The organism is Streptomyces sp. WAC 04229 (assembly GCF_003947455.1).
In the GTDB taxonomy this organism is placed as follows: Bacteria; Actinomycetota; Actinomycetes; order Streptomycetales; family Streptomycetaceae; genus Streptomyces.
Window position 1 is genome coordinate 78,727 of record NZ_QHJH01000005.1, and the last position, 22,530, is coordinate 101,256.

19 protein-coding genes are annotated in these 22,530 nt (G+C 72.7%); 10 read left to right on the forward strand and 9 right to left on the reverse strand.

Annotated elements, in window-relative coordinates; translation table 11 throughout:
- Positions 1 to 8: 8 nt before the first annotated feature.
- On the reverse strand, positions 9 to 758 hold the full coding sequence (locus DMH12_RS02550) for a MerR family transcriptional regulator (RefSeq protein ID WP_185832110.1): 750 nt from the start codon (positions 756 to 758) through the stop codon (positions 9 to 11).
- A 232-nt stretch (positions 759 to 990) separates the two neighbouring features.
- On the opposite strand from DMH12_RS02550, the gene DMH12_RS02555 reads away from it, so the two are divergent.
- Together DMH12_RS02555 and DMH12_RS02560 are read left to right on the forward strand one after the other, a co-directional pair.
- Positions 991 to 2,463 (forward strand): amino acid permease, encoded by a 1,473-nt coding sequence (locus tag DMH12_RS02555; RefSeq protein WP_125489876.1) that lies wholly within the window; start codon positions 991 to 993, stop codon positions 2,461 to 2,463.
- A 51-nt stretch (positions 2,464 to 2,514) separates the two neighbouring features.
- Positions 2,515 to 3,000: a macro domain-containing protein gene (locus DMH12_RS02560; RefSeq protein WP_125489877.1), complete on the forward strand. Its 486-nt coding sequence runs from the start codon at positions 2,515 to 2,517 to the stop codon at positions 2,998 to 3,000.
- Positions 3,001 to 3,028: 28 nt separating this feature from the next.
- Here DMH12_RS02560 and DMH12_RS02565 read toward each other — a convergent pair whose 3' ends face one another.
- The gene (locus DMH12_RS02565; RefSeq protein ID WP_185832111.1) at positions 3,029 to 4,522 is read right to left on the reverse strand and encodes a M1 family metallopeptidase; all 1,494 of its coding nucleotides are present in this window, start codon (positions 4,520 to 4,522) and stop codon (positions 3,029 to 3,031) included.
- Between the two features lie 163 nt (positions 4,523 to 4,685).
- On the opposite strand from DMH12_RS02565, the gene DMH12_RS02570 reads away from it, so the two are divergent.
- The 3 genes from DMH12_RS02570 (at position 4,686) to DMH12_RS02580 (ending at position 9,741) form a co-directional block, all read left to right on the forward strand.
- The gene (locus DMH12_RS02570; RefSeq protein WP_125489879.1) at positions 4,686 to 6,647 is read left to right on the forward strand and encodes a Xaa-Pro dipeptidyl-peptidase; all 1,962 of its coding nucleotides are present in this window, start codon (positions 4,686 to 4,688) and stop codon (positions 6,645 to 6,647) included.
- Positions 6,644 to 7,927, forward strand: a complete 1,284-nt coding sequence (locus DMH12_RS02575) for a M14 family metallocarboxypeptidase (protein WP_125489880.1) — start codon at positions 6,644 to 6,646, stop codon at positions 7,925 to 7,927. Before DMH12_RS02570 ends, DMH12_RS02575 begins: the two co-directional genes overlap by 4 nt.
- An 80-nt stretch (positions 7,928 to 8,007) precedes the next feature.
- Positions 8,008 to 9,741 carry a BCCT family transporter gene (locus DMH12_RS02580; RefSeq protein WP_125489881.1) on the forward strand — a complete coding sequence of 578 codons (1,734 nt, stop codon included), beginning with the start codon at positions 8,008 to 8,010 and terminating at the stop codon, positions 9,739 to 9,741.
- A gap of 51 nt (positions 9,742 to 9,792) precedes the next feature.
- On the opposite strand, the gene DMH12_RS02585 is transcribed toward DMH12_RS02580, so the two are convergent.
- Positions 9,793 to 10,746 carry an FAD-dependent oxidoreductase gene (locus DMH12_RS02585; protein WP_125489882.1) on the reverse strand — a complete coding sequence of 318 codons (954 nt, stop codon included), beginning with the start codon at positions 10,744 to 10,746 and terminating at the stop codon, positions 9,793 to 9,795.
- 66 nt (positions 10,747 to 10,812) lie between these two features.
- Here DMH12_RS02585 and DMH12_RS02590 point away from each other — a divergent pair, with 66 nt between their 5' ends.
- Both DMH12_RS02590 and DMH12_RS02595 read left to right on the forward strand, forming a co-directional pair.
- Positions 10,813 to 11,844: an oxidoreductase gene (locus DMH12_RS02590; protein WP_125489883.1), complete on the forward strand. Its 1,032-nt coding sequence runs from the start codon at positions 10,813 to 10,815 to the stop codon at positions 11,842 to 11,844.
- Positions 11,845 to 12,054: 210 nt separating this feature from the next.
- Complete coding sequence (locus DMH12_RS02595; RefSeq protein WP_125489884.1) at positions 12,055 to 13,701, forward strand: ABC-F family ATP-binding cassette domain-containing protein; 1,647 nt, start codon at positions 12,055 to 12,057, stop codon at positions 13,699 to 13,701.
- 30 nt (positions 13,702 to 13,731) lie between these two features.
- Here DMH12_RS02595 and DMH12_RS02600 read toward each other — a convergent pair whose 3' ends face one another.
- From DMH12_RS02600 to DMH12_RS02605, 3 genes are all read right to left on the reverse strand, one after another.
- The gene (locus DMH12_RS02600) at positions 13,732 to 16,068 is read right to left on the reverse strand and encodes a Tex family protein (RefSeq protein WP_125489885.1); all 2,337 of its coding nucleotides are present in this window, start codon (positions 16,066 to 16,068) and stop codon (positions 13,732 to 13,734) included.
- 143 nt (positions 16,069 to 16,211) lie between these two features.
- Positions 16,212 to 16,343 carry an LPFR motif small protein gene (locus DMH12_RS39575; protein ID WP_260473990.1) on the reverse strand — a complete coding sequence of 44 codons (132 nt, stop codon included), beginning with the start codon at positions 16,341 to 16,343 and terminating at the stop codon, positions 16,212 to 16,214.
- A gap of 94 nt (positions 16,344 to 16,437) precedes the next feature.
- Complete coding sequence (locus DMH12_RS02605) at positions 16,438 to 17,307, reverse strand: SCO6745 family protein (RefSeq protein ID WP_185832112.1); 870 nt, start codon at positions 17,305 to 17,307, stop codon at positions 16,438 to 16,440.
- A 113-nt stretch (positions 17,308 to 17,420) separates the two neighbouring features.
- On the opposite strand from DMH12_RS02605, the gene DMH12_RS02610 reads away from it, so the two are divergent.
- Entirely contained in the window at positions 17,421 to 18,380 is a 960-nt protein-coding gene (locus tag DMH12_RS02610) for a GlxA family transcriptional regulator (protein WP_125489887.1), read from the forward strand.
- A 52-nt stretch (positions 18,381 to 18,432) separates the two neighbouring features.
- Positions 18,433 to 19,068 carry a DJ-1/PfpI family protein gene (locus DMH12_RS02615; protein ID WP_125489888.1) on the forward strand — a complete coding sequence of 212 codons (636 nt, stop codon included), beginning with the start codon at positions 18,433 to 18,435 and terminating at the stop codon, positions 19,066 to 19,068.
- On the opposite strand, the gene DMH12_RS02620 is transcribed toward DMH12_RS02615, so the two are convergent.
- Positions 19,055 to 19,810 carry an enoyl-CoA hydratase/isomerase family protein gene (locus DMH12_RS02620; protein WP_125489889.1) on the reverse strand — a complete coding sequence of 252 codons (756 nt, stop codon included), beginning with the start codon at positions 19,808 to 19,810 and terminating at the stop codon, positions 19,055 to 19,057. The genes DMH12_RS02615 and DMH12_RS02620 overlap by 14 nt on opposite strands.
- A gap of 205 nt (positions 19,811 to 20,015) precedes the next feature.
- On the opposite strand from DMH12_RS02620, the gene DMH12_RS02625 reads away from it, so the two are divergent.
- Entirely contained in the window at positions 20,016 to 20,468 is a 453-nt protein-coding gene (locus DMH12_RS02625; protein WP_185832115.1) for an ATP-binding protein, read from the forward strand.
- Between the two features lie 3 nt (positions 20,469 to 20,471).
- On the opposite strand, the gene idi is transcribed toward DMH12_RS02625, so the two are convergent.
- Both idi and DMH12_RS02635 read right to left on the reverse strand, forming a co-directional pair.
- The gene (gene idi / locus DMH12_RS02630; RefSeq protein WP_125489890.1) at positions 20,472 to 21,065 is read right to left on the reverse strand and encodes an isopentenyl-diphosphate Delta-isomerase; all 594 of its coding nucleotides are present in this window, start codon (positions 21,063 to 21,065) and stop codon (positions 20,472 to 20,474) included.
- Between the two features lie 263 nt (positions 21,066 to 21,328).
- Positions 21,329 to 22,267: a cation diffusion facilitator family transporter gene (locus DMH12_RS02635; RefSeq protein WP_125489891.1), complete on the reverse strand. Its 939-nt coding sequence runs from the start codon at positions 22,265 to 22,267 to the stop codon at positions 21,329 to 21,331.
- Between the last annotated feature and the right edge of the window lie 263 nt (positions 22,268 to 22,530).

Below are 22,530 nucleotides of genomic sequence, written 5' to 3' on the forward strand. Positions count from 1 at the left end.
CGCGCGCCTCAGCCCGGGGCGGCGCGGTCCTCCTCGCCGCCCCCGTCGATCCACTCCCGGATCTCCTCCCGCAGCGACCGCTGGAAGGTGGTCAGCAGCGCCTGCACGACGAGCGGGTGCATGTGCGCGGACAGGGAGCGCACGTCCCGCGCCCCGCTTTCGGCCACCGCGTCGCGCAGCAGCCGCGACAGGTCGCGCGCGGCGGCGCGGGAGTGCTCCAGGAGAGCGGTGCGGGCCGCGAGCACCGTCTCCGGGGAGAAGGGCACGTCGAGCAGCTCGACACCGAGCCGGAGCAGCCCGGCGTCGACCCGGTACAGGCCGCCGTCCGGGTCGTCCGTGACGTCCGCGTCCCGGACGACCACGTCCATCGCCGCCAGCCGGTCCACCTCCTCGTCGGCCAGCGGCCGGCCCGCGCGCCGGTCCAGTTCCCCGCGCGTGACGCTCTCCACCGTCTCCGGCGCCCACGAGGCCACCACCGCGCGGTGCAGCGCCAGGTCGTGCTCGCTCAGGTCGGGCGGCAGCTGCGCCAGGTACCGCTCGATCGCGGCCAGGGTCATCCCCCGGTGCTGCAACTCCTCGATCAGCGCCAGCCGGGCCAGGTGCTCCCGGCCGTAGTGCCCCACCCGGCGCGCCCCGATCACCGGCGGCGGCAGCAGCCCCTTGGTGCCGTAGAAGCGGACCGTGCGCACGGTGACGCCGGCCCGGGCGGCCAGCTCGTCGATCGTGAGGGTCGGCTCCCCGGCGTCGGTCGTCGTCATGTGCAGCAGTATCGCTGTCTCACCAGTGCTGTGAAACCTCTTGGGCACCGGGTGGAGACCGCCGGCGGATCTTGTGAGAAGTCACGCTGTGTGACATGAGCCACCGCATGGCGACGCAGCGTCGTGGGAAGGTGCTGCCTTGGTCTGTGCCGCGAAGGGTGGTGCGGGCCTCGTCACTGTACGGACGACCTGGGCGTATCCCGCCCGGGCGCACCAGAGAGTGGAACCACCCGTGAGCAAGGACGCCGTCGACACGGCACAGGTCGCCGCCCATCCCCAGGCGACCGGGACCATCCCCGCGGACGCGGGCGACGCCGGATACAGCAAGGGCCTCAAGGCCCGTCACGTGAACATGATCGCGATCGGCGGCGCGATCGGCACCGGCCTCTTCCTCGGCGCCGGCGGCCGCCTGCGCGACGCGGGCCCGGCGCTCGCGATCGCCTACCTCGTCGCGGGCGTCTTCGCCTTCTTCGTCGTCAAGGCCCTCGGCGAGCTGGTGCTCTACCGGCCCTCCTCCGGGTCCTTCGTGTCGTACGCGCGCGAGTTCCTCGGTGAGAAGGGCGCCTACGTCGCCGGCTGGATGTACTTCCTGAACTGGTCGACCACCGGCATCGCCGACATCACCGCGATCGCGCTGTACACGCACTACTGGAGTATGTTCACGAGCATCCCGCAATGGGTGCTCGCCCTGATCGCCCTCGCGGTGGTCCTGGCCGTCAACCTCATCTCGGTCCGGATCTTCGGCGAGATGGAGTTCTGGTTCGCGATCATCAAGGTCGCCACCCTCGTCGGCTTCATGCTGATCGGCATCTTCCTGCTGGCCACCCAGCACGACGTGGGCGGCCAGACCCCGGGCGTCGGCATGATCACCGACCACGGCGGCATCCTCCCGCACGGCGTGATGCCCGTGGTCCTCGTCATGCAGGGCGTGATCTTCTCCTACGCGGCCCTGGAACTGGTCGGCGTCGCGGCCGGCGAGACCGCCGAGCCGGAGAAGATCGTCCCCCGCGCGGTGAACTCGATCATGTGGCGCGTCGCCCTGTTCTACGTCGGCTCGGTCGTCCTGCTCGCGCTGCTGCTCCCCAGCTCGGTCTACTCGGGCGACCAGAGCCCCTTCGTCACCGTCCTGTCGAAGATCGGCGTCCCCGCCGCCGGCGACGTGATGAACCTCGTCGTCCTCACCGCGGCGATGTCGTCCCTGAACTCCGGCCTGTACTCCACCGGCCGCATCCTGCGCTCCATGGCGATGTCCGGCTCCGCGCCCAGGTTCACCGGCGTGATGAGCCGCAGCCAGGTGCCCTACGGCGGCATCCTGCTGACCTGCGCGGTCTGCGTCCTCGGTGTCGGCCTGAACTTCCTGGTGCCGAGCAAGGCCTTCGAGATCGTGCTGAACGTCGCCTCGCTGGGCATCATCAGCACCTGGGTGATCATCATGATCTGTCACCTGGTCTTCGTCCGCCGGGCGCGCGCGGGCCTGGTCGAACGACCGCACTTCCGCCTGCCGGGCAGCCCGGTGACGGAGATCGTGACGATCGCGTTCCTGCTGGCCGTGATCGGCCTGATGTGGAACGACGAGGAGGTCGGCCGCAAGACCGTCCTGCTGGTCCCCGTGATCGCGGTGATGCTGGTGGCGGGCTGGTTCGGCGTCCGGCGCCGGGTGGCGCAGAACGCCGGACTGCAGAAGCGGGGCGGGCCCACCGGGTAGCGGGAACTCCGGGCCACCGCCGCTGTCAGTGGTGGCCTCTACGGTGGCGTCATGTCGGAGATCAGGTATGTCCGGGGTGACGCCACCGTTCCGTCGGTCAAGGGCGTCAAGGTGATCGCCCATGTCTGCAACGACCTCGGGGGCTGGGGCAGAGGGTTCGTCCTGGCCCTGTCCCGCCGCTGGCCGGAGCCGGAGGCGGCCTACCGCGCCTGGCACCGTGACCGCGCGTCCAACGACTTCGGGCTGGGCGCGGCCCAGTTCGTCCAGGTCGAGCGGTACGTCTGGGTGGCCAACCTGGTCGGTCAGCGCGGCACGAGGACGGGCAGCAAGGGCGTCCCCGTGCGCTACGAGGCGATCGACACGGCGCTCGGCCGCCTCGCCGACAAGGCGGCCGAGCTGGACGCGTCCGTGCACATGCCGCGCATCGGCTGCGGTCTGGCCGGCGGCAAGTGGTCCCGGGTCGAACCACTCGTCACCGGCCGTCTGGCCCGGCGCGGCATACCCGTGACCGTCTACGACCACGGGGACGGCGCCTGAGGCCCGCCCGCCGACCGCGCTCGGGCGGTCAGTGCCCGTGCACGTCGTTCGTCGCGGCGATCTTCCGCCACGACCGGGGCTGCGCCGGCGTGTCCGAGGCCGGCGCGAGGGACGCCGCGCGGGCCGCCGGGGCGTCCGGCCTCGACGGCTGGAACAGCCACGTGTCGAACAGCGCGGCCAGCGGCTTGCCGGAGACCTCCTCGGCGTACCGCTGGAAGTCGGCGACCGACGCGTTGCCGTGGGCGTACCGCGCGGGCCACCCCTTGAGGACGGCGAAGAAGTCCTCGTCCCCGATCTCGTTCCGCAGTGCCTGGACGGCGAGCGCGCCCCGGTCGTAGACGGCGAGGTCGAACTGGTTCTCCGGCCCGGGGTCACCGGGCCGCACCGTCCAGAACGGGTCGTCGGCCGGGTGCGAGGCGTACGTGTAGTCGGCCAGTTCCTGCGCCGTGCCCTCGCCCTCGTGCTCGGACCACAGCCACTGGGCGTACCGCGCGAAGCCCTCGTTGATCCAGATGTCCTTCCAGCCGCGCACGGACACCAGGTCGCCGTACCACTGGTGGGCCAGCTCGTGCACGACCACGGACACGTTCGACCCGTTCGCGAACTGCCGCGGGCTGTAGAACGGCCGGGTCTGCGTCTCCAGCGCGTACCCGGTGTCCGTGTTCGGCACGTACCCGCCGAGCGCGTTGTAGGGGTACGGCCCGAAGTAGCCGGTCAGCCAGTCCGCGATCTCCCCGGTCCGCTCCACACTGGCCCGCGCCGCGCCGTCGTCGGCGCCGAGGTCCTCGCTGTAGGCGTTGACGACCGGGACGCCGCTCTCGGTCGTGCCGGTGGTGAGGTCGAACCTCCCGACCGCCAGTGTGGCGAGATACGTGGCCTGCGGCTTGTCGGAGCGCCAGTTCCAGCGGGTCCAGCCGAGCCGTGAACTCGTGGACTGCAGCGTCCCGTTGGAGATCGCCTGGGTGCCGTCCGGCACCTGCACGGACACGTCGTAGGTGGCCTTGTCCCGCGGGTGGTCGTTGCCGGGGAACCACCAGGCCGCGGCCTCGGGCTCGTTCGCGGCGACGCCGCCGTCCGGGGTGCGGTGCCAGCTGGTGAAGCCGAAGGCCTCCTTCGAGGACGGCACACCGCTGTAGCGGACGACGACCGTGAGCGCCGACCCCTTGGCCAGCGGCTTCGCCGGGGTGATCTCCAGCTCCTGCTCGCCGGAGGTCGTGAACGACGCCTTCGCGCCGTTCACCCGTACCTCGCCGACGTCCAGAAGGAAGTCCAGGTTGAACCGCGACAGGTCCTCGGTGGTGCGGGCCAGGATCGTGGCCGTCCCCTCCAGCCGGTCCGTGGCCGGCTGGTACTTCAGGCGCAGGTCGTAGTGGGAGACGTCGTATCCGCCGTTGCCGTAGGCCGGGTAGTAGGGGTCGCCGATGCCCGGAGCGCCGGGGGAGTGGGCCGCCGCCGACGCCGGGATCGCCAGCATGAGGGAGGCGGCGCCCAGTGCGCCCGGCACGATGATTCTGCGGTGCACGAAAGCTCCAAGTCGTAGGGGCACGAAGTCTGTTCGCAGCCTATTCAGCCCCTGTGGACACCGTCATGTCCACGGCCACCCCTGTCACACGATCGCCATCCGGCCGACATGAGTCACCCGTTGCCCTCTTCTGCGCGGGAGTTGACCGATGTACCGTCCGCGCATGCCGATACGCACGCGCTTCACGATCTGGAGACCGCTCGCGACGGCGGCCACCGCCGCACTCCTGGCAACCTTCCTCACGCCCGCCGCGACGGCGCACCCCGCGCCGCGGCAGAGCGAACCCGTCTACTCCTACGCGAACGCCGTTCGCGAGGCCGTCTGGGTGGACACCGGCTACGACGGGGACGCCGACGGCGAGGACGACCGCGTCGCCGTCGACATCGTCCGCCCGCGCGAACCCGCCCAGCGGGGCCGGAAGATCCCCGTCATCATGGACGCCAGCCCGTACTACTCCTGCTGCGGGCGGGGCAACGAGAGCCAGAAGAAGACGTACGACGCGGACGGCGACGTCGTCGGGATGCCGCTGTACTACGACAACTACTTCGTGCCCCGCGGCTACGCCTTCGTCGGCGTCGACCTGGCCGGCACCAACCGCTCCGACGGCTGCGTCGACGTCGGCGGACCCTCCGACATCCGGTCCGCGAAGGCCGTCGTCGACTGGCTGAACGGCCGCGCGAAGGGGTACACCAGCCGCACCGGGGGCGAGCGCGCCGAGGCGACGTGGACCAACGGGAAGACCGGCATGATCGGCAAGAGCTGGGACGGCACCATCGCCAACGGCGTGGCAGCGACCGGCGTCGAGGGCCTGGAGACCATCGTCCCGATCGCCGCCATCTCCTCCTGGTACGACTACTACTTCAGCCAGGGCGCCCCGCTCTACGACTCCGGTCCCGACTGGCTCTCCGACTACGTCAACAGCCCCGACGCCCGTGCCCGCTGCGAGGCCGTGCAGCAGCGGCTCGCCGACGGCGCCCCGCGCAGCGGAGACCTGACCCGGCTGTGGAGCGAACGCGACTACGTGAAGGCCGCGGGCGAGGTGAAGGCCAGCGTCTTCCTCGTCCACGGCATGCAGGACCTCAACGTCCGCACGCAGCACGTCGGCCCGTGGTGGGACGCCCTCGCGAAGAACGGCGTCGACCGCAAGATCTGGCTCTCCCAGACCGGTCACGTCGACCCCTTCGACTTCCGCCGCGCGGAGTGGGTCGACACCCTGCACCGCTGGTTCGACCACGAACTCCTCGGCTACGACAACGGCATCGACCGGGAGCCCATGGCCGACATCGAACGCGGGCCCGACCGGTGGGAGACGTCGCGGACCTGGCCGCCGCGCACCACGGCCACCACGACCCTGCGCCCGGCCGACGGCGCGCGACCGGGCGTCGGCACCCTCGGCCTGCACCGCGACCGCGGCACCGAGACCTTCACCGACGACCCCGCGCTGAGCGAGACCGACTGGGCCACGCACATCGACGCGTCCACACCGGCCAAGGCCGGCTTCGTCACCGGACCGCTCACCCGAGACCTGCGCCTGTCCGGCGCGTCCGAGGTCACCGTCACCGCACGGTCCAGCACCCCGACCGCCCACCTGTCCGCCGTACTCGTCGACCTCGGCCCCGACACCATCCGCGACTACACCGGCGAGGGCGAGGGAATCACCACCCTCACCGACCGCACCTGCTGGGGACCGCGGACCACGGGCGACAGCTCCTGCTACCTGGAGACGGCCGCGAAGACCACCGACGTGGACCACACCGTCGTCAGCCGCGGCTGGGCCGACCTCGGCAACCACGCCTCCGCATGGCACGGCCGCCCGCTCACCCCGGGCAAGGCCTACACCATGACCCTCGGCCTGGCGGCCACCGACCACGTCGTCCCGGCCGGTCACCGTCTCGCCCTGATCGTCGCGGGCACCGACAAGGGCCTCATCGACCCGCCCGCCGACACGCCGACCCTCACCCTGGACCTCTCCCGGACATCCGCCCGCGTACCGTTCGTCGGCGGCCCCGACGCCTTCGCCCGGGCGACCGCCGGCACGGCCGGCGCCACCGTGGCCCCCGCTCCCCTCGACGGAGTCGACGCGCCGCCGCCCACGACCCACCGCGTCCCGAAGGGAGCCCGATGAACCGGCTGCGCACCCTCACCGTGACCACCGCGGCCCTCGCCGCGTCCCTCCTCACCGCACCGGCCCACGCCACCGGCGCCGCGCACCACCCGCCCCGCACCGGCTTCGAGCGGAGCAACGGCGCCCGCTGGACCACCCAGGCGGAGGAGGGGGAACTGCTGGCCGCCGCCGACCGCGCGAGCGGACGGGTCGACGTCGACCGCATCGGCACCACGAAGCAGGACCGGCCGCTGCGCCTCGTCACCCTCGGCAGGCCCGCCGCGCCGAACACGGTGCTCCTCGTGTGCAGCCAGCACGGCGACGAGCCCTCCGGCCGCGAGGCGTGCCTGTCCACGGTCCGCGACCTGGCCTACGCCACCGACCGCCGGACCCGGCACTTCCTGGACCGCACCACCGTGCTCGTCCTGCCCACCGCCAACCCCGACGGCCGGGCCGCCGACACCCGCGGCAACAGCGACGGTGTCGACATCAACCGCGACCACCTCGCCCTGCAGACCGCCGAGGCCCGCGCCCTGGCCGCCGTCGTCCGCGACCGGCGCCCCGACGTCCTCTACGACCTGCACGAGTACGGCGCCACACCCCCGTACTACGACAAGGACCTCTTCGACCTCTGGCCCCGCAACCTCAACACCCACCCACGGGTCCACGACGAGGCCCGCGCCCTGTCCGGGGCGTACGTCCGTCCGGCCGCCGGGGAAGCCGGTTACTCGACCGGCACCTACGGCATCTGGACCGACCCGGTCACCGGCGACCCGGTCAAGCAGACCGCCGGGGACGGCCAGGAACGCATCCTGCGCAACATGTCCGGCGTGAAGCACTCGGTCGGCCTGCTCATCGAGAGCCGCGTGGACGCGCTCACCGACGCCGAACAGGCGGACCCCGCCCTGAACAAGAGGCGCCGGGTGCACTCCCAGCTCGCGGCGCTCGACGGCATGTTCCGCTTCGCGGAGCGGCGGCGCGGACAGGTCGAGGAGGCCACCGACGCCGCCCGCCGGGCCGGCCGCACCGACACCGGGCCCGTGTACGTCGGTGGCGCGGACAACGACCCCGCCGAACCCGCCGAGGTGATCCAGGACCCGCCCTGCGGCTACCGGCTGACACTTGCCCAGTACAAGGACATTCGGGACGAGCTGGCCCTGCACGGTGTACAAGTGCGTTCGGCCGGGGAGAAGGGCGCCTACGTACCGCTGCGCCAGCCGCTGCGCGCCCTGGTGCCGTTGCTCCTCGACGAGCGGGCGGCGTACCACCTGACGGCGGGTGTCCCCGACGCCCACTGCTGAGGAGGTGACTTCCGCGTCGCACGTGGTAAGGGCGTAGCGGAGGACTATTCTCAGCCTCACCGACTTGAAAGGTGCCGTCTGTGACGCAGGACCCGAGTGACAAGGAAAAGCACGAAAGAGGGACACTACCGGGGTCCGAGGCGGGCCTGCCGGGGCACGAGCGCAAGCCGCAGACGGACCGCGTCGTCTTCGGCGTCACCGCGGCCCTGACCCTGGCCTTCGTCGTCTGGGGCGCCGCCGGCACCGATTCGCTGGAGGACGCCTCCGGCACCATGCTCAGCGGTCTGATCCATAACGGGGGCTGGGCGTTCGTGCTGGCGGCCTCCGGGTTCGTCGTCTTCGCCCTCTGGCTCGCGGCCAGCCGGTACGGCCGCATCCACCTCGGCGCCGAGGGCGAGGAACCCGAGTTCCGGACCGTGTCGTGGATCGCCATGATGTTCAGCGCGGGCATGGGCATCGGCCTGATGTTCTGGGGTGTGAGTGAGCCGCTGGCGCACTTCGACACGGCCCCGCCCGGCACCGACCCCGCCGACACCGGCGACCGCATGACGACGGCCATGGCCACCACCCTGTTCCACTGGACGCTCCATCCGTGGGCGATCTACGCGGTGGTCGGTCTCGGCATCGCCTACAGCACGTTCCGCAGGCGTCGCCGGCAGACCATAAGCGCCGTCTTCACGCCGCTCATCGGGGAGAAGCACGCCAACGGCGTGAGCGGCCGGGTCATCGACATCCTCGCCATCATCGCGACGATCTTCGGCTCCGCGGCCTCGCTCGGTCTCGGCGCGCTCCAGATCGGCTCGGGCGTGGAGCAGCTCGACTGGATGGACAAGGTCAGCACCGGACTGCTGGTCGGCATCATCGCGGTGCTGACGGTGGCGTTCGTGGCCTCCGCCATCTCCGGCGTCGAGAAGGGCATCCAGTGGTTGTCCAACACCAACATGGTGCTGGCACTGCTCCTCGCCGTGTTCGTCTTCGTGGCGGGCCCGACCATCCTCATCCTCGACCTGCTGCCGACCTCGATCTTCGGCTACCTCGGCGACCTGCCCGCGATGGCGGGCCGCACGGAGATCAGCGGTGGCGAGGGCGTCGCGGACTGGCTGGGCAGCTGGACGGTCTTCTACTGGGCGTGGTGGATCTCCTGGACGCCCTTCGTCGGCATGTTCATCGCCCGCATCAGCCGGGGCCGGACCATCCGCCAGTTCATCGGCGGTGTCATCCTCGTCCCCAGCACGGTCAGCCTGATCTGGTTCGCGATCTTCGGCGGCTCGGCGATGAGGCTCCAGGAGCAGAACCGGCTCGGCGACGAGACGACCCCGGAGGGCAGGCTCTTCGCCGTGCTCCAGGAGTACCCCATCGCCACGGCCACCAGCCTGCTGGTGATGATCCTGGTCGCCATCTTCTTCGTCTCGGGCGCCGACGCGGCCTCGATCGTGATGGGCACCCTTTCGCAGAAGGGCGCACTCGAACCCAGCCGCTGGACGGTCGTGTTCTGGGGTGTCGTGACCGGTGCGGTCGCCGCCATCATGCTCCTGGTCGGCAGCGGCGAGGGAGACGCGCTCACCGGTCTCCAGAACCTCACGATCCTCGCGGCGGCACCCTTCGTCATCGTGATGATCTTCATGTGCGTGGCTCTCATGCGCGACCTGCGCCGCGACCCCCTCATCGTGCGCGGCGAGATGGCCGCCGAGGCAGTCGAACTGGCCGTCATCGAGGGGCACAAGCGGTACGAGGGCGAGTACGAGATCCGCATCGGACCCGGCGCCGGTACGGACGTGGAGGGCGACCCGATCGGCGAGCACCACCACCACTGACCGAGGGCGAGACCGAGGGCGGGCCCCGCACGGGGCCCGCCCCCGCCCGTGTCAGGGGGTGGCCAGCCCGGCGGCCTCCTGGGCGCAGCCCCAGGCCACCGTCACACCGGCGCCGCCGTGGCCGTAGTTGTGCACCAGCAGCCGCCCGTCCGGCAGCGTCTCGCGTTCCAGCCGCACCGCGTCCCGGGCCGGCCGCAGCCCCACCAGGTGCCCGAGCACCCGCGCCCCGGCGATCTCGGGCCGCAGCGCAGCGCACCGCCGCACGATCGCCTCCGCAATCCGCGGATCCGGCTCGGTGGACCACGCGTCCTCCTCGGCCGTCCCGCCCAGCAGGAGCCGGCCGGGCTGCGGCATGAAGTACGTCGTCTCCCCGGAGTCCGCGTCGGCCGAGACCAGCCAGCTGTGGATGCCCGGATTCTCCACGACGACCAGTTGCCCGCGCACCGGACGCACGGCCGGGTCCGGCACGAGCTCCCGGGCGCCGAGGCCCGTGCAGTTCACCACGACCGGGGCGTCGGCCTCGGCCAGTGAGGCCACCGGGCGCCGCTCCACCACACCGCCCGCCGCCACCAGCCGCTCCCGCAGCCACGGCAGATGAGTCGACATGTCGATGAGCGGCAGCCGCGCCCACAGCCCGGGCCCCGCGTACTCCTCGGCCCGCGCCGCGCGCAGCCCGGGCAGCCGGGCCGCCGCCCACGCGCCCACCTCCTCGGGGCGGGTCTCGCCGAGCACCCCCTCCACCATGCGTACGCCGGTCTCCGCGGGCCGCGCCGCCAGCTCCTCGTACACGTCCAGGGAACTCAGCGCCCACGCCCGCGCCAGCGCGACCGGTTCGATCCGGTACGGCCACCACAGCCCGCCCGCGACCACCGAGGTGGTCCGCTCGACGGGATCCCGTGTCCACAGCCGCACCCGCCTGCCGCGCTCGGCGAGCACGACGGCCGTCGTCAGCCCGGTCACCCCGCCGCCGACCACGACGACTTCGTCATCCAGTTCGGTCTCCACACGGGGACGGTAGCGGAATGCCCGATGCCGGGCTCGGAACGGTCCAGGCCCGGGAATACTCACCGCATGGCTGCCGAGTACACGCCCTTCGGTCTGGCCCCGGCGACGCGCGCCGGTGCCGTCCGCGCCGACGGCGACGTCCAGGTCCACCGCGACTTCGTGGACTTCGTCGTCGACGGACGGCCCCTGCTGTTCCGGCTCTCCGACCTGGACGCCGTCTCCCCGCTCGCCTCCGACGTGCCGCCCGCGATCTTCGCCGCCCAGGTGCGCGGCCTGCTCCTGGAGACCGAGGCGCCGCTGCCCGGCGGCCGCTACGTGATCTACGGCTGCCCCGAGTGCGAGGACCTGGGCTGCGGCGCGGTGACCGCCGTCATCCTGCGGGACGGCGACGACTTCGTCTGGCGGGACTTCGCCTGGCAGACCGGCGACCACGCCGACCTGGAACGCAACTCCTACCGGGGCATCGGCCCCTACCGCTTCGCGGGCGCCGAGTACCGCGCCGCTCTCGCCGCCCTGCTCGACGGCCCCGCGCGGTCCCGCCGCCGGGTCCTGCTGATCGACGCCCGCACCGCCCTCCTGGCCAGGCCGGCCGCCGCGCTGCGCGCCGTCGGCATCGGCGCCGACATCACCCAGGACGCCGCTGCCGTCCCGGCCGACGAGCTGCGCACCTACGGCGCCGTCGCCTTCGGACGCGCGGTCACCGAGGAGGCGCGGGATGCCGTGCGCCGGGCCTTCGCGGACGCCGGCGCGGACGTGGCCGAGGTCGCCGGGCTCGCCCCGATCGTCCCGCTGCTCGTCGCGCAGGTCGAACACGCCCTGGACCGCGGGCCGGCCGAGCGGCGCCGGCTGACCCGCCTGACCGCCACCCGCACCGCCGCGGACGTCGAGGTCACCTCGGCCTGCCGGGTCCGGCTCACCGCGTACCGCCTCGACCGGCTCCACCGCACCCACGTCCACGAGGTCTTCGACGGTGTCCTCGAGCCGGGCGGCCACCGGCTGGCGCTGGACGCGAAGGCGGTGAAGGGGGAGGCCTTCGTGGTGGCGCGGGCCTCGGGAAACGTGTTGGTGACGGCGGTGGCGCACCCCGAACCGGGCTAATCCGTTCCCGCGACGCCGTCAGGGCCTGTCCGGAGTTGCCCGCCTGCCTCGCGACGCCCGGCACGGCACCTCGCCGCACGACTGAATCATCCGAGTACATCCAGTACGAGGACGATCCAGCCGCACGCCGAGGCACCGCACCGGACGCCGCGAGGCCGCCCTCCGGGCGACGACGGGCAACCCCGGACAGGCCCTAGGATCGTGGGCCTGATGACTGCCACCCTCGTCGCCAAGAACCTCGCCGCCGGCCACGGCGACCGCTCCCTGTTCACCGGGCTCGACCTCGTCGTCGCACCCGGCGACGTGATCGGCCTCGTCGGGGCCAACGGCGCGGGCAAATCCACCCTCCTGCGGATGCTCGCCGGGCTGACCGCGCCGGAACAGGGCGAACTGCGCCTGTCCCCGCCGGCCGCCACCGTCGGCCACCTCCCGCAGGAGCCGGAGCGCCGCCCCGGCGAGACCGTCCGGGGCTTCCTCTCCCGCCGTACCGGCGTCACCGAGGCCCAGCGCGCCATGGACGAGGCCACCCAGGCCCTGGTCGACGGAGCCCCCGGCGCCGACGACGCCTACGCGACCGGCCTGGAGCGCTGGCTCTCCCTCGGCGGCGCCGACCTCGACGAGCGCGCCGAGGAAACCGCCGGCGCACTGGGCCTCACGGTCGGCCTCGACCAGCCGATGACCTCGTTGTCCGGCGGCCAGGCGGCGCGGGCCGGCCTCGCCTCCCTCCTCCTGTCCCGCTACGACGTCTTCCTGCTCGACGAGCCGACCAACGACCTCGACCTGGACGGCCTGGAGCGCCTCGAACGCTTCGTCACCGGCCTGCGCGCGGGCACCGTCGTCGTCAGCCACGACCGCGAGTTCCTCACCCGCACCGTTACCAAGGTGCTCGAACTCAACCTGGCCCAGCGGCAGATCAACCTCTACGGCGGCGGCTACGAGGCCTACCTGGAGGAGCGGGACGTGGCCCGGCGGCACGCCCGCGACGAGTACGAGGAGTACGCCGACAAGCGGGCCGCCCTCCAGGACCGGGCCCAGACGCAGCGGTCCTGGATGGACAAGGGCGTCAAGAACGCCCGGCGCAAGGCGGGCAACGACAACGACAAGATCGGCCGCAAGTTCCGCAGCGAGGCCAGCGAGAAGCAGGCCGCCAAGGCCCGCCAGACCCAGCGCATGATCGAACGCCTGGAGGCCGTGGAGGAGCCGCGCAAGGAGTGGGACCTGCGCATGGAGATCGCCTCGGCGCCCCGCTCGGGCGCGGTCGTGGCCACCCTGCGCGACGCCGAGGTGCGGCGCGGCGACTTCGTCCTCGGCCCGGTCTCCCTCCAGGTCGACTGGGCGGACCGGGTGGCGGTGACCGGGGCGAACGGCGCGGGCAAGTCCACGCTGCTCGGTGCCCTCCTGGGCCGGGTCCCGCTCGACGCCGGACACGCGGCGCTCGGCTCCGGCGTCCTGCTGGGCGAGGTCGACCAGGCCCGCGAGCTGTTCCACGGGCCCGAGACCCTGCTGGACGCCTTCCGCGCCGGCGTCCCCGAGACCGAACCGGCGGACATCCGCACCCTCCTGGCCAAGTTCGGCCTCAAGGCGGACCACGTCATGCGCGCCGCGTCGACCCTGTCACCCGGCGAGCGCACCAGGGCGGCCCTCGCCCTGCTCCAGGGCCGGGGCGTCAACCTCCTGGTCCTGGACGAGCCGACCAACCACCTCGACCTGCCGGCCATCGAGCAGCTGGAGTCGGCCCTCGACGCCTACGAGGGCACGCTCCTGCTGATCACCCACGACCGCCGCATGCTGGACGCGGTACGGGTGACGCGCCGCCTGGAGGTGGCGGACGGCAAGGTGACGGAGACGTCGGCCTGAGCGGCCCGCCCCCGCCACCGCGCCGGGGGCCTACGCCAGTCCGGCCCGCCGCAGCGCGTCGGCCATCGCCCCGTTGGACGGAGCGGGCGCGGCCGAGGACCGGCCCTTTCCGCCGCCGCCGGAGCCCTGCCGCTGCTGCCGCTGCCTGGGCGGCCTGCCGCCCCCGCGCTCCTTCTTCTGCTCGCCCTGCGGGGCGGCCTCGTCGTCGAGCCGCATCGTCAACGAGATCCGCTTGCGCGGAATGTCGACGTCCAGCACCTTGACCTTGACGATGTCGCCGGGCTTGGCCACGTCCCGCGGGTCCTTCACGAACGTCTTCGACATCGCGGACACGTGGACCAGGCCGTCCTGGTGCACACCGACGTCCACGAACGCCCCGAACGCGGCGACGTTGGTGACGACGCCCTCCAGCACCATCCCGGACGACAGGTCGGACAGCTTCTCCACGCCCTCCCTGAAGGTGGCCGTCTTGAAGGCGGGCCGCGGGTCGCGCCCGGGCTTCTCCAGCTCCCGCAGGATGTCGGTGACCGTCGGCAGACCGAACGTCTCGTCCACGAAGTCCGCCGGCCGCAGCGACCGCAGCACCGACGTGTTGCCGACCAGGCCGGCCACCTCCTGCCCGGCGGTCTTCACCATCCGGCGCACCACCGGGTACGCCTCGGGGTGCACGCTGGACGCGTCCAGGGGGTCGCTGCCGCCGCGGATCCGCAGGAAGCCCGCGCACTGCTCGTACGCCTTGGGCCCGAGCCGGGAGACCTTCTTCAGCTCGGTCCGGGAGGTGAACGGTCCGTTCGCGTCCCGGTGCGAGACGATGTTCTCGGCGAGGCCCGAGGTGATGCCGGAGACGCGGGAGAGCAGCGGGGCGGACGCCGTGTTCACGTCCACGCCCACGCCGTTCACGCAGTCCTCGACCACCGCGTCCAGGGAACGCGACAACTTCACCTCGGACAGGTCGTGCTGGTACTGGCCGACGCCGATGGACTTCGGGTCGATCTTCACCAGCTCGGCCAGCGGGTCCTGGAGCCGCCGGGCGATCGAGACGGCGCCGCGCAGCGAGACGTCCATGTCCGGCAGCTCCTGCGAGGCGAAGGCGGAGGCCGAGTACACGGAGGCGCCGGCCTCGGAGACCATCACCTTGGTGAGCTTCAGCTCGGGGTGCCTGGTGATCAGCTCCCCGGCGAGCTTGTCGGTCTCGCGGGACGCCGTGCCGTTGCCGATGGCGACCAGGTCGACGGAGTGCTCCTTGGCGAGCCGGGCCAGCTTGGCGATCGCCTCGTCCCACCGGTTGGCGGGGACGTGCGGGTGGATCACGTCGGTGGCCACGACCTTGCCGGTGGCGTCGACCACGGCGACCTTCACGCCCGTACGGAAGCCGGGGTCCAGGCCCAGCGTCGCGCGGGTGCCCGCCGGGGCGGCCAGCAGCAGGTCGCGCAGGTTCGCCGCGAAGACGTTCACCGCCTCGTCCTCGGCGGCCGTGCGCAGCCGCAGCCTGAGGTCGATGCCGAGGTGCACCAGGATGCGGGTGCGCCAGGCCCAGCGGACGGTGTCGGAGAGCCACTTGTCGGCGGGCCTGCCGCGGTCGGCGATCCCGAACCGGCTCGCCACGATGCCCTCGTACGAGGACGGCCCGTCGGAGGCCTCCTCGGGTTCCAGGACGAGGTCGAGCACGTCCTCCTTCTCGCCGCGCAGCATGGCGAGGACGCGGTGCGAGGGCAGCGCGGTGAACGGCTCGGCGAAGTCGAAGTAGTCGGCGAACTTGGCGCCGGCCTCCTCCTTGCCCTCCTTGACCTTGGCGGCGAGCCGTCCGCGCCCCCACATCCGCTCGCGCAGCTCACCGATCAGGTCGGCGTCCTCCGAGAACTTCTCGGTGAGGATCGACCGGGCGCCGTCGAGCGCGGCCTGGGTGTCCGCCACGCCCTTGCCGGCGTCGACGAACGCGCCCGCCGCGGCGTGCGGGTCGACGGTCGGGTCACCCAGCAGGCCCTCGGCCAGCGGCTCCAGTCCCGCCTCCCGCGCGATCTGCGCCTTGGTGCGCCGCTTCGGCTTGAACGGCAGGTAGACGTCCTCCAGGCGGGCCTTGGTCTCCGCCGTGCGGATGCGGGCCTCCAGCTCCTCGGTGAGCTTGCCCTGCTCGCGCACCGAGTCGAGGATCGCGGTCCGCCGCTCCTCCAGCTCCCGCAGGTAGCGCAGCCGCTCCTCGAGCGTGCGCAGCTGCGCGTCGTCGAGCATCTCGGTCGCTTCCTTGCGGTAGCGGGCGATGAAGGGCACCGTCGAGCCGCCGTCGAGCAGCTCCACCGCGGCCTTCACCTGCCGCTCCCGCACGCCGAGCTCCTCGGCGATCCTGCTCTCGATGGACCCTACTGCCATGGACCCGCTGGACCCGGGTGTCGTCACGATCCCGTACCGCCTTCTCACTGAGGTTGCGCGGCAATTGTGGCAGGTGACACCGACCATCGGGGATCAGGGCGTCGTCCCGGCCGGTCGGAACCGCCCCCGCGCCGGGCCGGGGATCAGGCCTTGTGGCCGCGGGCCGAGGACGACGCCCCGCCGAAGAGCCGGGCCAGGGCCCGGAAGGGAAGCGTCACCACGGTGGCGATGGCGCCACCGATCTGGCGCAGCACGTCTGCGATGGCACGGAGCACGAGAAGCCCCTTTCGTCTCCCGGCCCCTGCGGCCGGGAGGTACGGGTACCTCCGGACCGGCCCGCCATGCCTGTGCGCGCGCCCGGGCGTGTCCTCAGCCCTTGCCGAAGAGGTCCGCGGGATAGGCACCCGCGCCGAGTGCCGCGCGCGCGAAGGGCGTTGCGAGTTCCGTCAGACGTGCCACGCCCCCCGCGCCGAGGTGCGCGTAGGGCGCGGTGTCGAGCCGGTCCGTCTCACGCTCGATCTCGTCGCGCAGCTCCGCCCCGCGCCCGGTCAGCTCGCCGGCGTCGTCGATCAGCCCACGCCCGCGCAGCCGTTCCCTCGCCGCCTCCCACTCGTCCTGGGTCCAGCCGCGGGTGGACAGGACCCACTTCGGGGCCATGCCGCGGCCGGTCGCGGTGTGCGTCACCAGCGCCTCCAGGCCGTCCAGATCCGCGGCCAGCAGCGCGGCGAGGTGGCCGTCGCCCCGGTACTCGCGCAGCAGGGTCGCCGCGTGCCAGAACGCCAGGTGCGGCGCGTCGGGCACCGGCAGGTCCGCGTGCGCCGAGTAGAGCGGGCGGCCGCCGCGCGTGCAGCCCTCGGCGGCACGCAGGGCCAGCTCGGCCGCCTCCGCCATCTCCGCCGAGGCCAGGACCGGCTCGCCCAGCAGGCGGCGCAGCGTCGCGTCGACGGCACGCGAGCGTGCCGCCAGGGCCTGCTCCGGCGTGACCGTCTCCCAGACGGCGGGCACGTGCCGGGCGACCATCTCGTACTTGTAGTTGTAGAAGGCGGCCGTCACCGCGCCGGCCCCGGCCGCGCCCAGCGCGGCGGCGCGCACAGCGAAGTTGACGGCCCGGGGGTCGGTGACCCCGAGGGCGGCCAGTTCCCGGCCGGTGTCGGGCGAGAAGTAGAGCGTCGAGTGCAGCGAGTTGAGCGTGTTGTGGCAGCGGCGTGCGGCGCGGGTGTCGATGGCGGCGGTTGTCATGCCACGCACGTTACCAACCGCTCAGTACGTTCTCCACGGGTGAGCGCGCATGGCAGGAAAGGTGGGATACACGTCATTGCGGCCATCGCCGGGGTGGGCGAAGAATCGGGGCCATGGCGCAGCGAACCGTCCTCTTCGTCCTCTTCGACCAGGTCCAGAGCCTCGATGTCACCGGCCCCGTGGAGGTCTTCGCGGGCGCCGAGCGGCACACCCCGGGGACGTACCGCATCGGCACCGCCTCACTGGACGGCGCTCCCGTGCGCACGTCCAGCGGTCTGACCGTCGTACCGGACCGGTCGCTCGCCGACGTGCCGGACCCGGACACCCTGGTCGTGCCGGGCGGACAGGGCACCCGGAGTCCCGACCCCCGTCTGACCGACTGGCTGCGCGCACACGGACCGCACGTCCGGCGCCTGGTCTCCGTCTGCACCGGGGCGGCTCTGCTCGCCGGGGCGGGCCTCCTGGACGGCCGCCGCGCCACCACCCACTGGGCCTACTGCGACCGGCTCGCCCGCGAGTACCCGGCGGTGGACGTCGATCCCGACCCGATCTACGTCCGCGACGGCCACGTCGCCACGTCCGCCGGCGTCACCTCCGGCATCGACCTCGCCCTCGCCCTGGTGGAGGAGGACCTGGGCCGGGACACCGCCCTGACCATCGCCCGCCACCTGGTGGTGTTCCTGCGCCGCCCCGGCAACCAGGCCCAGTTCAGCGCCCAGCTCGCCGCCCAGACCGCGCGCCGGGAGCCGCTGCGGGAACTCCAGCGGTGGATCACCGAGCACCCCGGCGCCGATCTGGGCGTGGAGACCCTCGCCGCCCGGGCCGGCCTCTCGCCGCGCCACTTCGCCCGCGCCTTCCGGGCGGAGACCGGCACGACGCCCGGCCGCTACGTCGACCGCATCCGGCTGGAACACGCCCGCCGGCTGCTGGAGGACACCGGCGACGGAGTCGAGCAGGTCTCCCGGGCCAGCGGCTACGGCACCCCGGAGGGCATGCGCCGCGCCTTCGTCAAGGCTCTCGGCACCTCACCGGCGGAGTACCGCCGCCGCTTCCGTCCCGCGCCGGCCCACTGAGGCCCACCCGCGCGCACACCGGCACCCGCCGACCGACCCCGAAAGGAACCCCGTGCAGATCGCCATCGTCCTCTTCGACCGCTTCACCGCCCTGGACGCCGTGGGCCCGTACGAGACCCTGGGCCGCCTCCCCGACGCGGAGACCGTCTTCGTCGCCGAACGGACCGGCCCCGTGCGCAACGAGAGCGGCAACCTCGCGCTCACCGCCGACCGCACCCTCGCCGACGTACCAAGCCCCGACATCGTCGTCGTCCCCGGCGGCCCCGGACAGACCCCGCAGATGGAGAACGAGACCCTCCTGGACTGGCTGCGCACCGCCGACGCCACCAGCACCTGGACCACGTCCGTGTGCACCGGCTCCCTGCTGCTGGCCGCCGCCGGCCTGCTGCGCGGGCGCCGCGCCACCTCGCACTGGTTGGCCCTGGACCACCTCACGCACTTCGGCGCCGAACCGACCGGCGAGCGGGTGGTCACCGACGGCAAGTACGTCACCGCGGCCGGCGTGTCCTCCGGCATCGACATGGGCCTGACGCTGCTCGGCCGGATCGCCGGCGACGAGCACGCCCGTGCGGTCCAGCTGCTGACCGAGTACGACCCGCAGCCGCCCTACGACGCCGGGTCCCCGGAGAAGGCGCCCGCGCACCTCGTCGAGGAGTTCCGGGGCCGGAGCCGGTTCATCCTGACGTAGGCCCGCGCCGGCCGAACCGCGGCTGCCTGCGCTCCAGGAAGGCGGCGACCCCCTCGGCGGTGTCGCCGCTGCCGCGTGCCTGCTCGGCCCAGTGGGCGTCCCGGTCCGTGCGCCCGTTCGCGAACTCCTTCGCCGCGGCCTGCGTCAGCGGCGAGCGGGACGCCAGAACGCGGGTGAACTCCGCGACCCGCTTGTCCAGCTCGCCCTCCGGCAGCACCTCGTCGACCAGGCCGGTGCGCAGGGCCCGCGCCGCGTCGATCAACTCCCCGCTGAACAGCAGGTACTTCGCGGCCGCCGGACCCGTCAGCGCGACCAGCCGCCGGGTCGCCGACGCCGGATACACCACGCCGAGCTTGGCCGGGGTCACGCCGAACAGTGCCGACTCCTCGGCGAAGCGCAGGTCGCAGGCGGCCGCCAACTGGGCCCCGCCGCCGACGCAGTGACCGCGGACCGCCGCGAGCGTCGGCTTGGGGAACGCGGCGAGCGCCTCCTCGGCGAGCACCGCCAGCTGCTGCGCCCGCTCCGGCGACTCCCGCAGCGTCGAGATGTCGGCGCCCGCGCAGAACGTCCCGCCCTCACCGGTGAGCACCAGCACCCGTACCGCCGGGTCCGCGGCCAAGCCGTCCAGCAGCGGCGGCAGCGCGCGCCACATCGCGGCCGTCATGGCGTTGCGTTTGGCCGGGTGGTGGACGACGACGGTGGCGACCGAGTCGGCGACCCCGTGCAGCAGCTGCGGCTCCATGGGCCGGATGCTATCCGGCGACCCTCCCGGTCCGAGCGGGCGGCCAAGCGGGGACAGGAACGGTCCAAGGAGCGACCGTGTCTTCCGCAGGCGGTCAGAACCGCTCGATACCTGCTGACTTGTGTTCAGTCCTCCGGTGCGGAGCGACGCGTTGCCAACACTCAGGGGTGTGGTGACTATCGAGCCCAAGGGTGGCGACCGGACGATGGACGAGACCGGGCCCGCCGGGCCGCTGCCGTACGAAGGGGTCTGGCGCTTCACCGCCCCCGCGGTGGACGCCTCCGTGCCGCAGGCCCGGCACGCCGTGCGGGACCTTCTGGTGCGCCAGGGCGTACCGGTCTCCGACGACGTGACCCAGGCGCTGCTGCTGATCGTCTCGGAACTGGTCACGAACGCGGTCCGGCACGCGGCGGTGCTGTCCCCGGTGCTCGCCGTCGAGGTCGCCGTCGGGCCCGAGTGGGTGCGGGTGGCGGTGGAGGACGACCACCCCTACCGCCCGACCGCCCTGGAGAACGACTACGGGCGGACGGGCGGGCGCGGGCTGCTGCTGGTCCGCGAGCTGACCCGGGAGTCGGGCGGAGCCTGCGACGTGGTTCACACGGCGACCGGCGGCAAGGTGATCTGGGCCGCGCTGCCGCTCAAGCACGCCCTGCCGTAGGGCTCACCAGCCGGCCGACGGGCCTGTCAGCTCGCGGACGGCCGGACGGGCGGCGTCCAGCACGGTCATGAACCACGCCGAGAAGGTGTCCCGCCCGTGCCGCTCGGACAGCTCGGCCGGCGAGACGAAGGCCGTACCCGCGACCTCCTCGGGGTCGGGCCGCGGCTCCGCCTGGACCAGGCCGACGAAGAGGTGGTTGTACTCCTGCTCGACCAGCCCGGAGGCCGGGTCGGGGTGGTTGTAGCGCACCGTGCCGGCCTCCGCGAGCAGGGAAGGCGAGACGCCCAGCTCCTCGTACGTCCGCCGGGCCGCCGCCGCGAACGGCGCCTCTCCGGGATAGGGATGACCGCAGCACGTGTTGGACCACACACCGGGGGAGTGGTACTTGCCGAGCGCTCGCTGCTGGATCAGCAGCCGGCCCCGCTCGTCGAAGAGGAACACGGAGAAGGCGCGGTGCAGCTGCCCAGGTGGCTGGTGCGCGGAGAGCTTCTCCGCCGTACCGATCGTCACGCCGTTCTCGTCGACCAGTTCCAGCAAAATCGCGTCTGCGGTGCCGTTCGACGAACTGTGCGTCGCGGTGGCAGGAGTGATCGGCATACCCATCCTTCACATCGGTCCTCGCGTCCCAAGTGTGCCGTACGAATCCGGCACTCCCGGGACTTGCCGGCGCACCCGCATGTCCCACGCGCCGCCGCGGGAGGGGCCCGATGGATGATCGTGCCCGGCGGCGGCGTTCGAGAACCTCCGCGGCGTGACCACGCGGGTGGCACGGTGGCACCGGGAGCGACCGCACGGCGGACCGGGGCCCTCGACGGCGCGTTTGCGCGCGTACGCGCCCCCGGGCCCTCGGCGCCGCGTCCTCAGTGGCACAGGCGCGCCTCGTGCTCGGCGTGCCCGCCGGGCTCCAGCTGGAAGGTGCAGTGCTCCACGTCGAAGTGGTCGCCGAGGCAGCCCTGCAACTCGTGCAGCATCTTCTCGTGGCCGATCGCGCTCAGCGTCTCACCGCTCACCACCACGTGCGCCGACAGCACCGGCAGGCCCGAGGTGATCGTCCAGGCGTGCAGGTCGTGCACGTCCTCGACGCCGTCCAGCGCCAGTATGTGGGCGCGCACCTCGCCGATGTCCACGCCCTTGGGGGCCGCCTCCAGGAGCACGTCCAGGGTCTCGCGCAGCAGCCGCAGCGTGCGCGGCACGATCATCAGACCGATGACGAGCGACGCGATCGGGTCGGCCGGCTGCCAGCCCGTGGCAAGGATCACCAGCGCCGAGACGATCACCGCGAGGGACCCCAGCGCGTCGGCCGCCACCTCCAGGAAGGCGCCGCGCACGTTGAGGCTGTCCTTCTGGCCGCGCATCAGCAGCGACAGCGACACCACGTTCGCCACCAGGCCGATCGCACCGAAGACGACGGTCAGCCCGCCCTGGGTGCCGGCGGGTGTGACGAACCGCTCGATCGCCTCGTACAGCACGTACCCGCCCACGCCGAGCAGCAGCACGCAGTTGGCCAGGGCGGCGAGGATCTCGGCACGGGCGTAGCCGAAGGTACGCCGGTCGCTGGCCGGCCGGCTCGCGAAGTGCACGGCCAGCAGCGCCATGCCCAGGCCCAGGGCGTCCGTCGCCATGTGCGCCGCGTCGGCGATCAGGGCCAGCGAGTCGGCCAGCACCCCGCCCGCGATCTCGACGACCATGACGGTCAGGGTGATCCCCAGCGCCACCCGCAGCCTGCCGCGGTACGCGGCCGTCGCCGTCCCGCCGGCCGGCGCCCCGTGCGCGTGCCCGTGATCGTGCCCAGCCCCCATGAGAAAGCCGCCTCCCTGTCTGTCCGTCGTCCGGCGCCCGGCCTCCGGATCACAGTCAACTACGGGTAGGGGGTATCCGGCAACGCGGCACTGAACACCGTTGTCATGTGCTCTGACCTGCGTAAACGTTGCGCAGGTCAGAGGGTGGGCGACGCCCGGGAGTCCCGTCTGCGCCAGTTGGCCGAACGGTCGGCGCGCGGGCCGGTCTGACCCTGCGCGAACATCCGCGGACACTGAGCGATGTCCGTGATGCCCGGTCTGGG

Coding starts and splice junctions, on each gene's coding strand:
- DMH12_RS02550 (WP_185832110.1), bottom strand. CDS start 758: ATGACGACGACCGACGCCGGGGAGCCGACCCTCACGATCGACGAGCTG.
- DMH12_RS02560 (WP_125489877.1), top strand. CDS start 2,515: ATGTCGGAGATCAGGTATGTCCGGGGTGACGCCACCGTTCCGTCGGTC.
- DMH12_RS02570 (WP_125489879.1), top strand. CDS start 4,686: ATGCCGATACGCACGCGCTTCACGATCTGGAGACCGCTCGCGACGGCG.
- DMH12_RS02575 (WP_125489880.1), top strand. CDS start 6,644: ATGAACCGGCTGCGCACCCTCACCGTGACCACCGCGGCCCTCGCCGCG.
- DMH12_RS02590 (WP_125489883.1), top strand. CDS start 10,813: ATGGCTGCCGAGTACACGCCCTTCGGTCTGGCCCCGGCGACGCGCGCC.
- DMH12_RS02595 (WP_125489884.1), top strand. CDS start 12,055: ATGACTGCCACCCTCGTCGCCAAGAACCTCGCCGCCGGCCACGGCGAC.
- DMH12_RS02600 (WP_125489885.1), bottom strand. CDS start 16,068: ATGGCAGTAGGGTCCATCGAGAGCAGGATCGCCGAGGAGCTCGGCGTG.
- DMH12_RS02605 (WP_185832112.1), bottom strand. CDS start 17,307: ATGACAACCGCCGCCATCGACACCCGCGCCGCACGCCGCTGCCACAAC.
- DMH12_RS02610 (WP_125489887.1), top strand. CDS start 17,421: ATGGCGCAGCGAACCGTCCTCTTCGTCCTCTTCGACCAGGTCCAGAGC.
- DMH12_RS02620 (WP_125489889.1), bottom strand. CDS start 19,810: ATGGAGCCGCAGCTGCTGCACGGGGTCGCCGACTCGGTCGCCACCGTC.
- DMH12_RS02625 (WP_185832115.1), top strand. CDS start 20,016: ATGGACGAGACCGGGCCCGCCGGGCCGCTGCCGTACGAAGGGGTCTGG.
- idi (WP_125489890.1), bottom strand. CDS start 21,065: ATGCCGATCACTCCTGCCACCGCGACGCACAGTTCGTCGAACGGCACC.
- DMH12_RS02635 (WP_125489891.1), bottom strand. CDS start 22,267: ATGGGGGCTGGGCACGATCACGGGCACGCGCACGGGGCGCCGGCCGGC.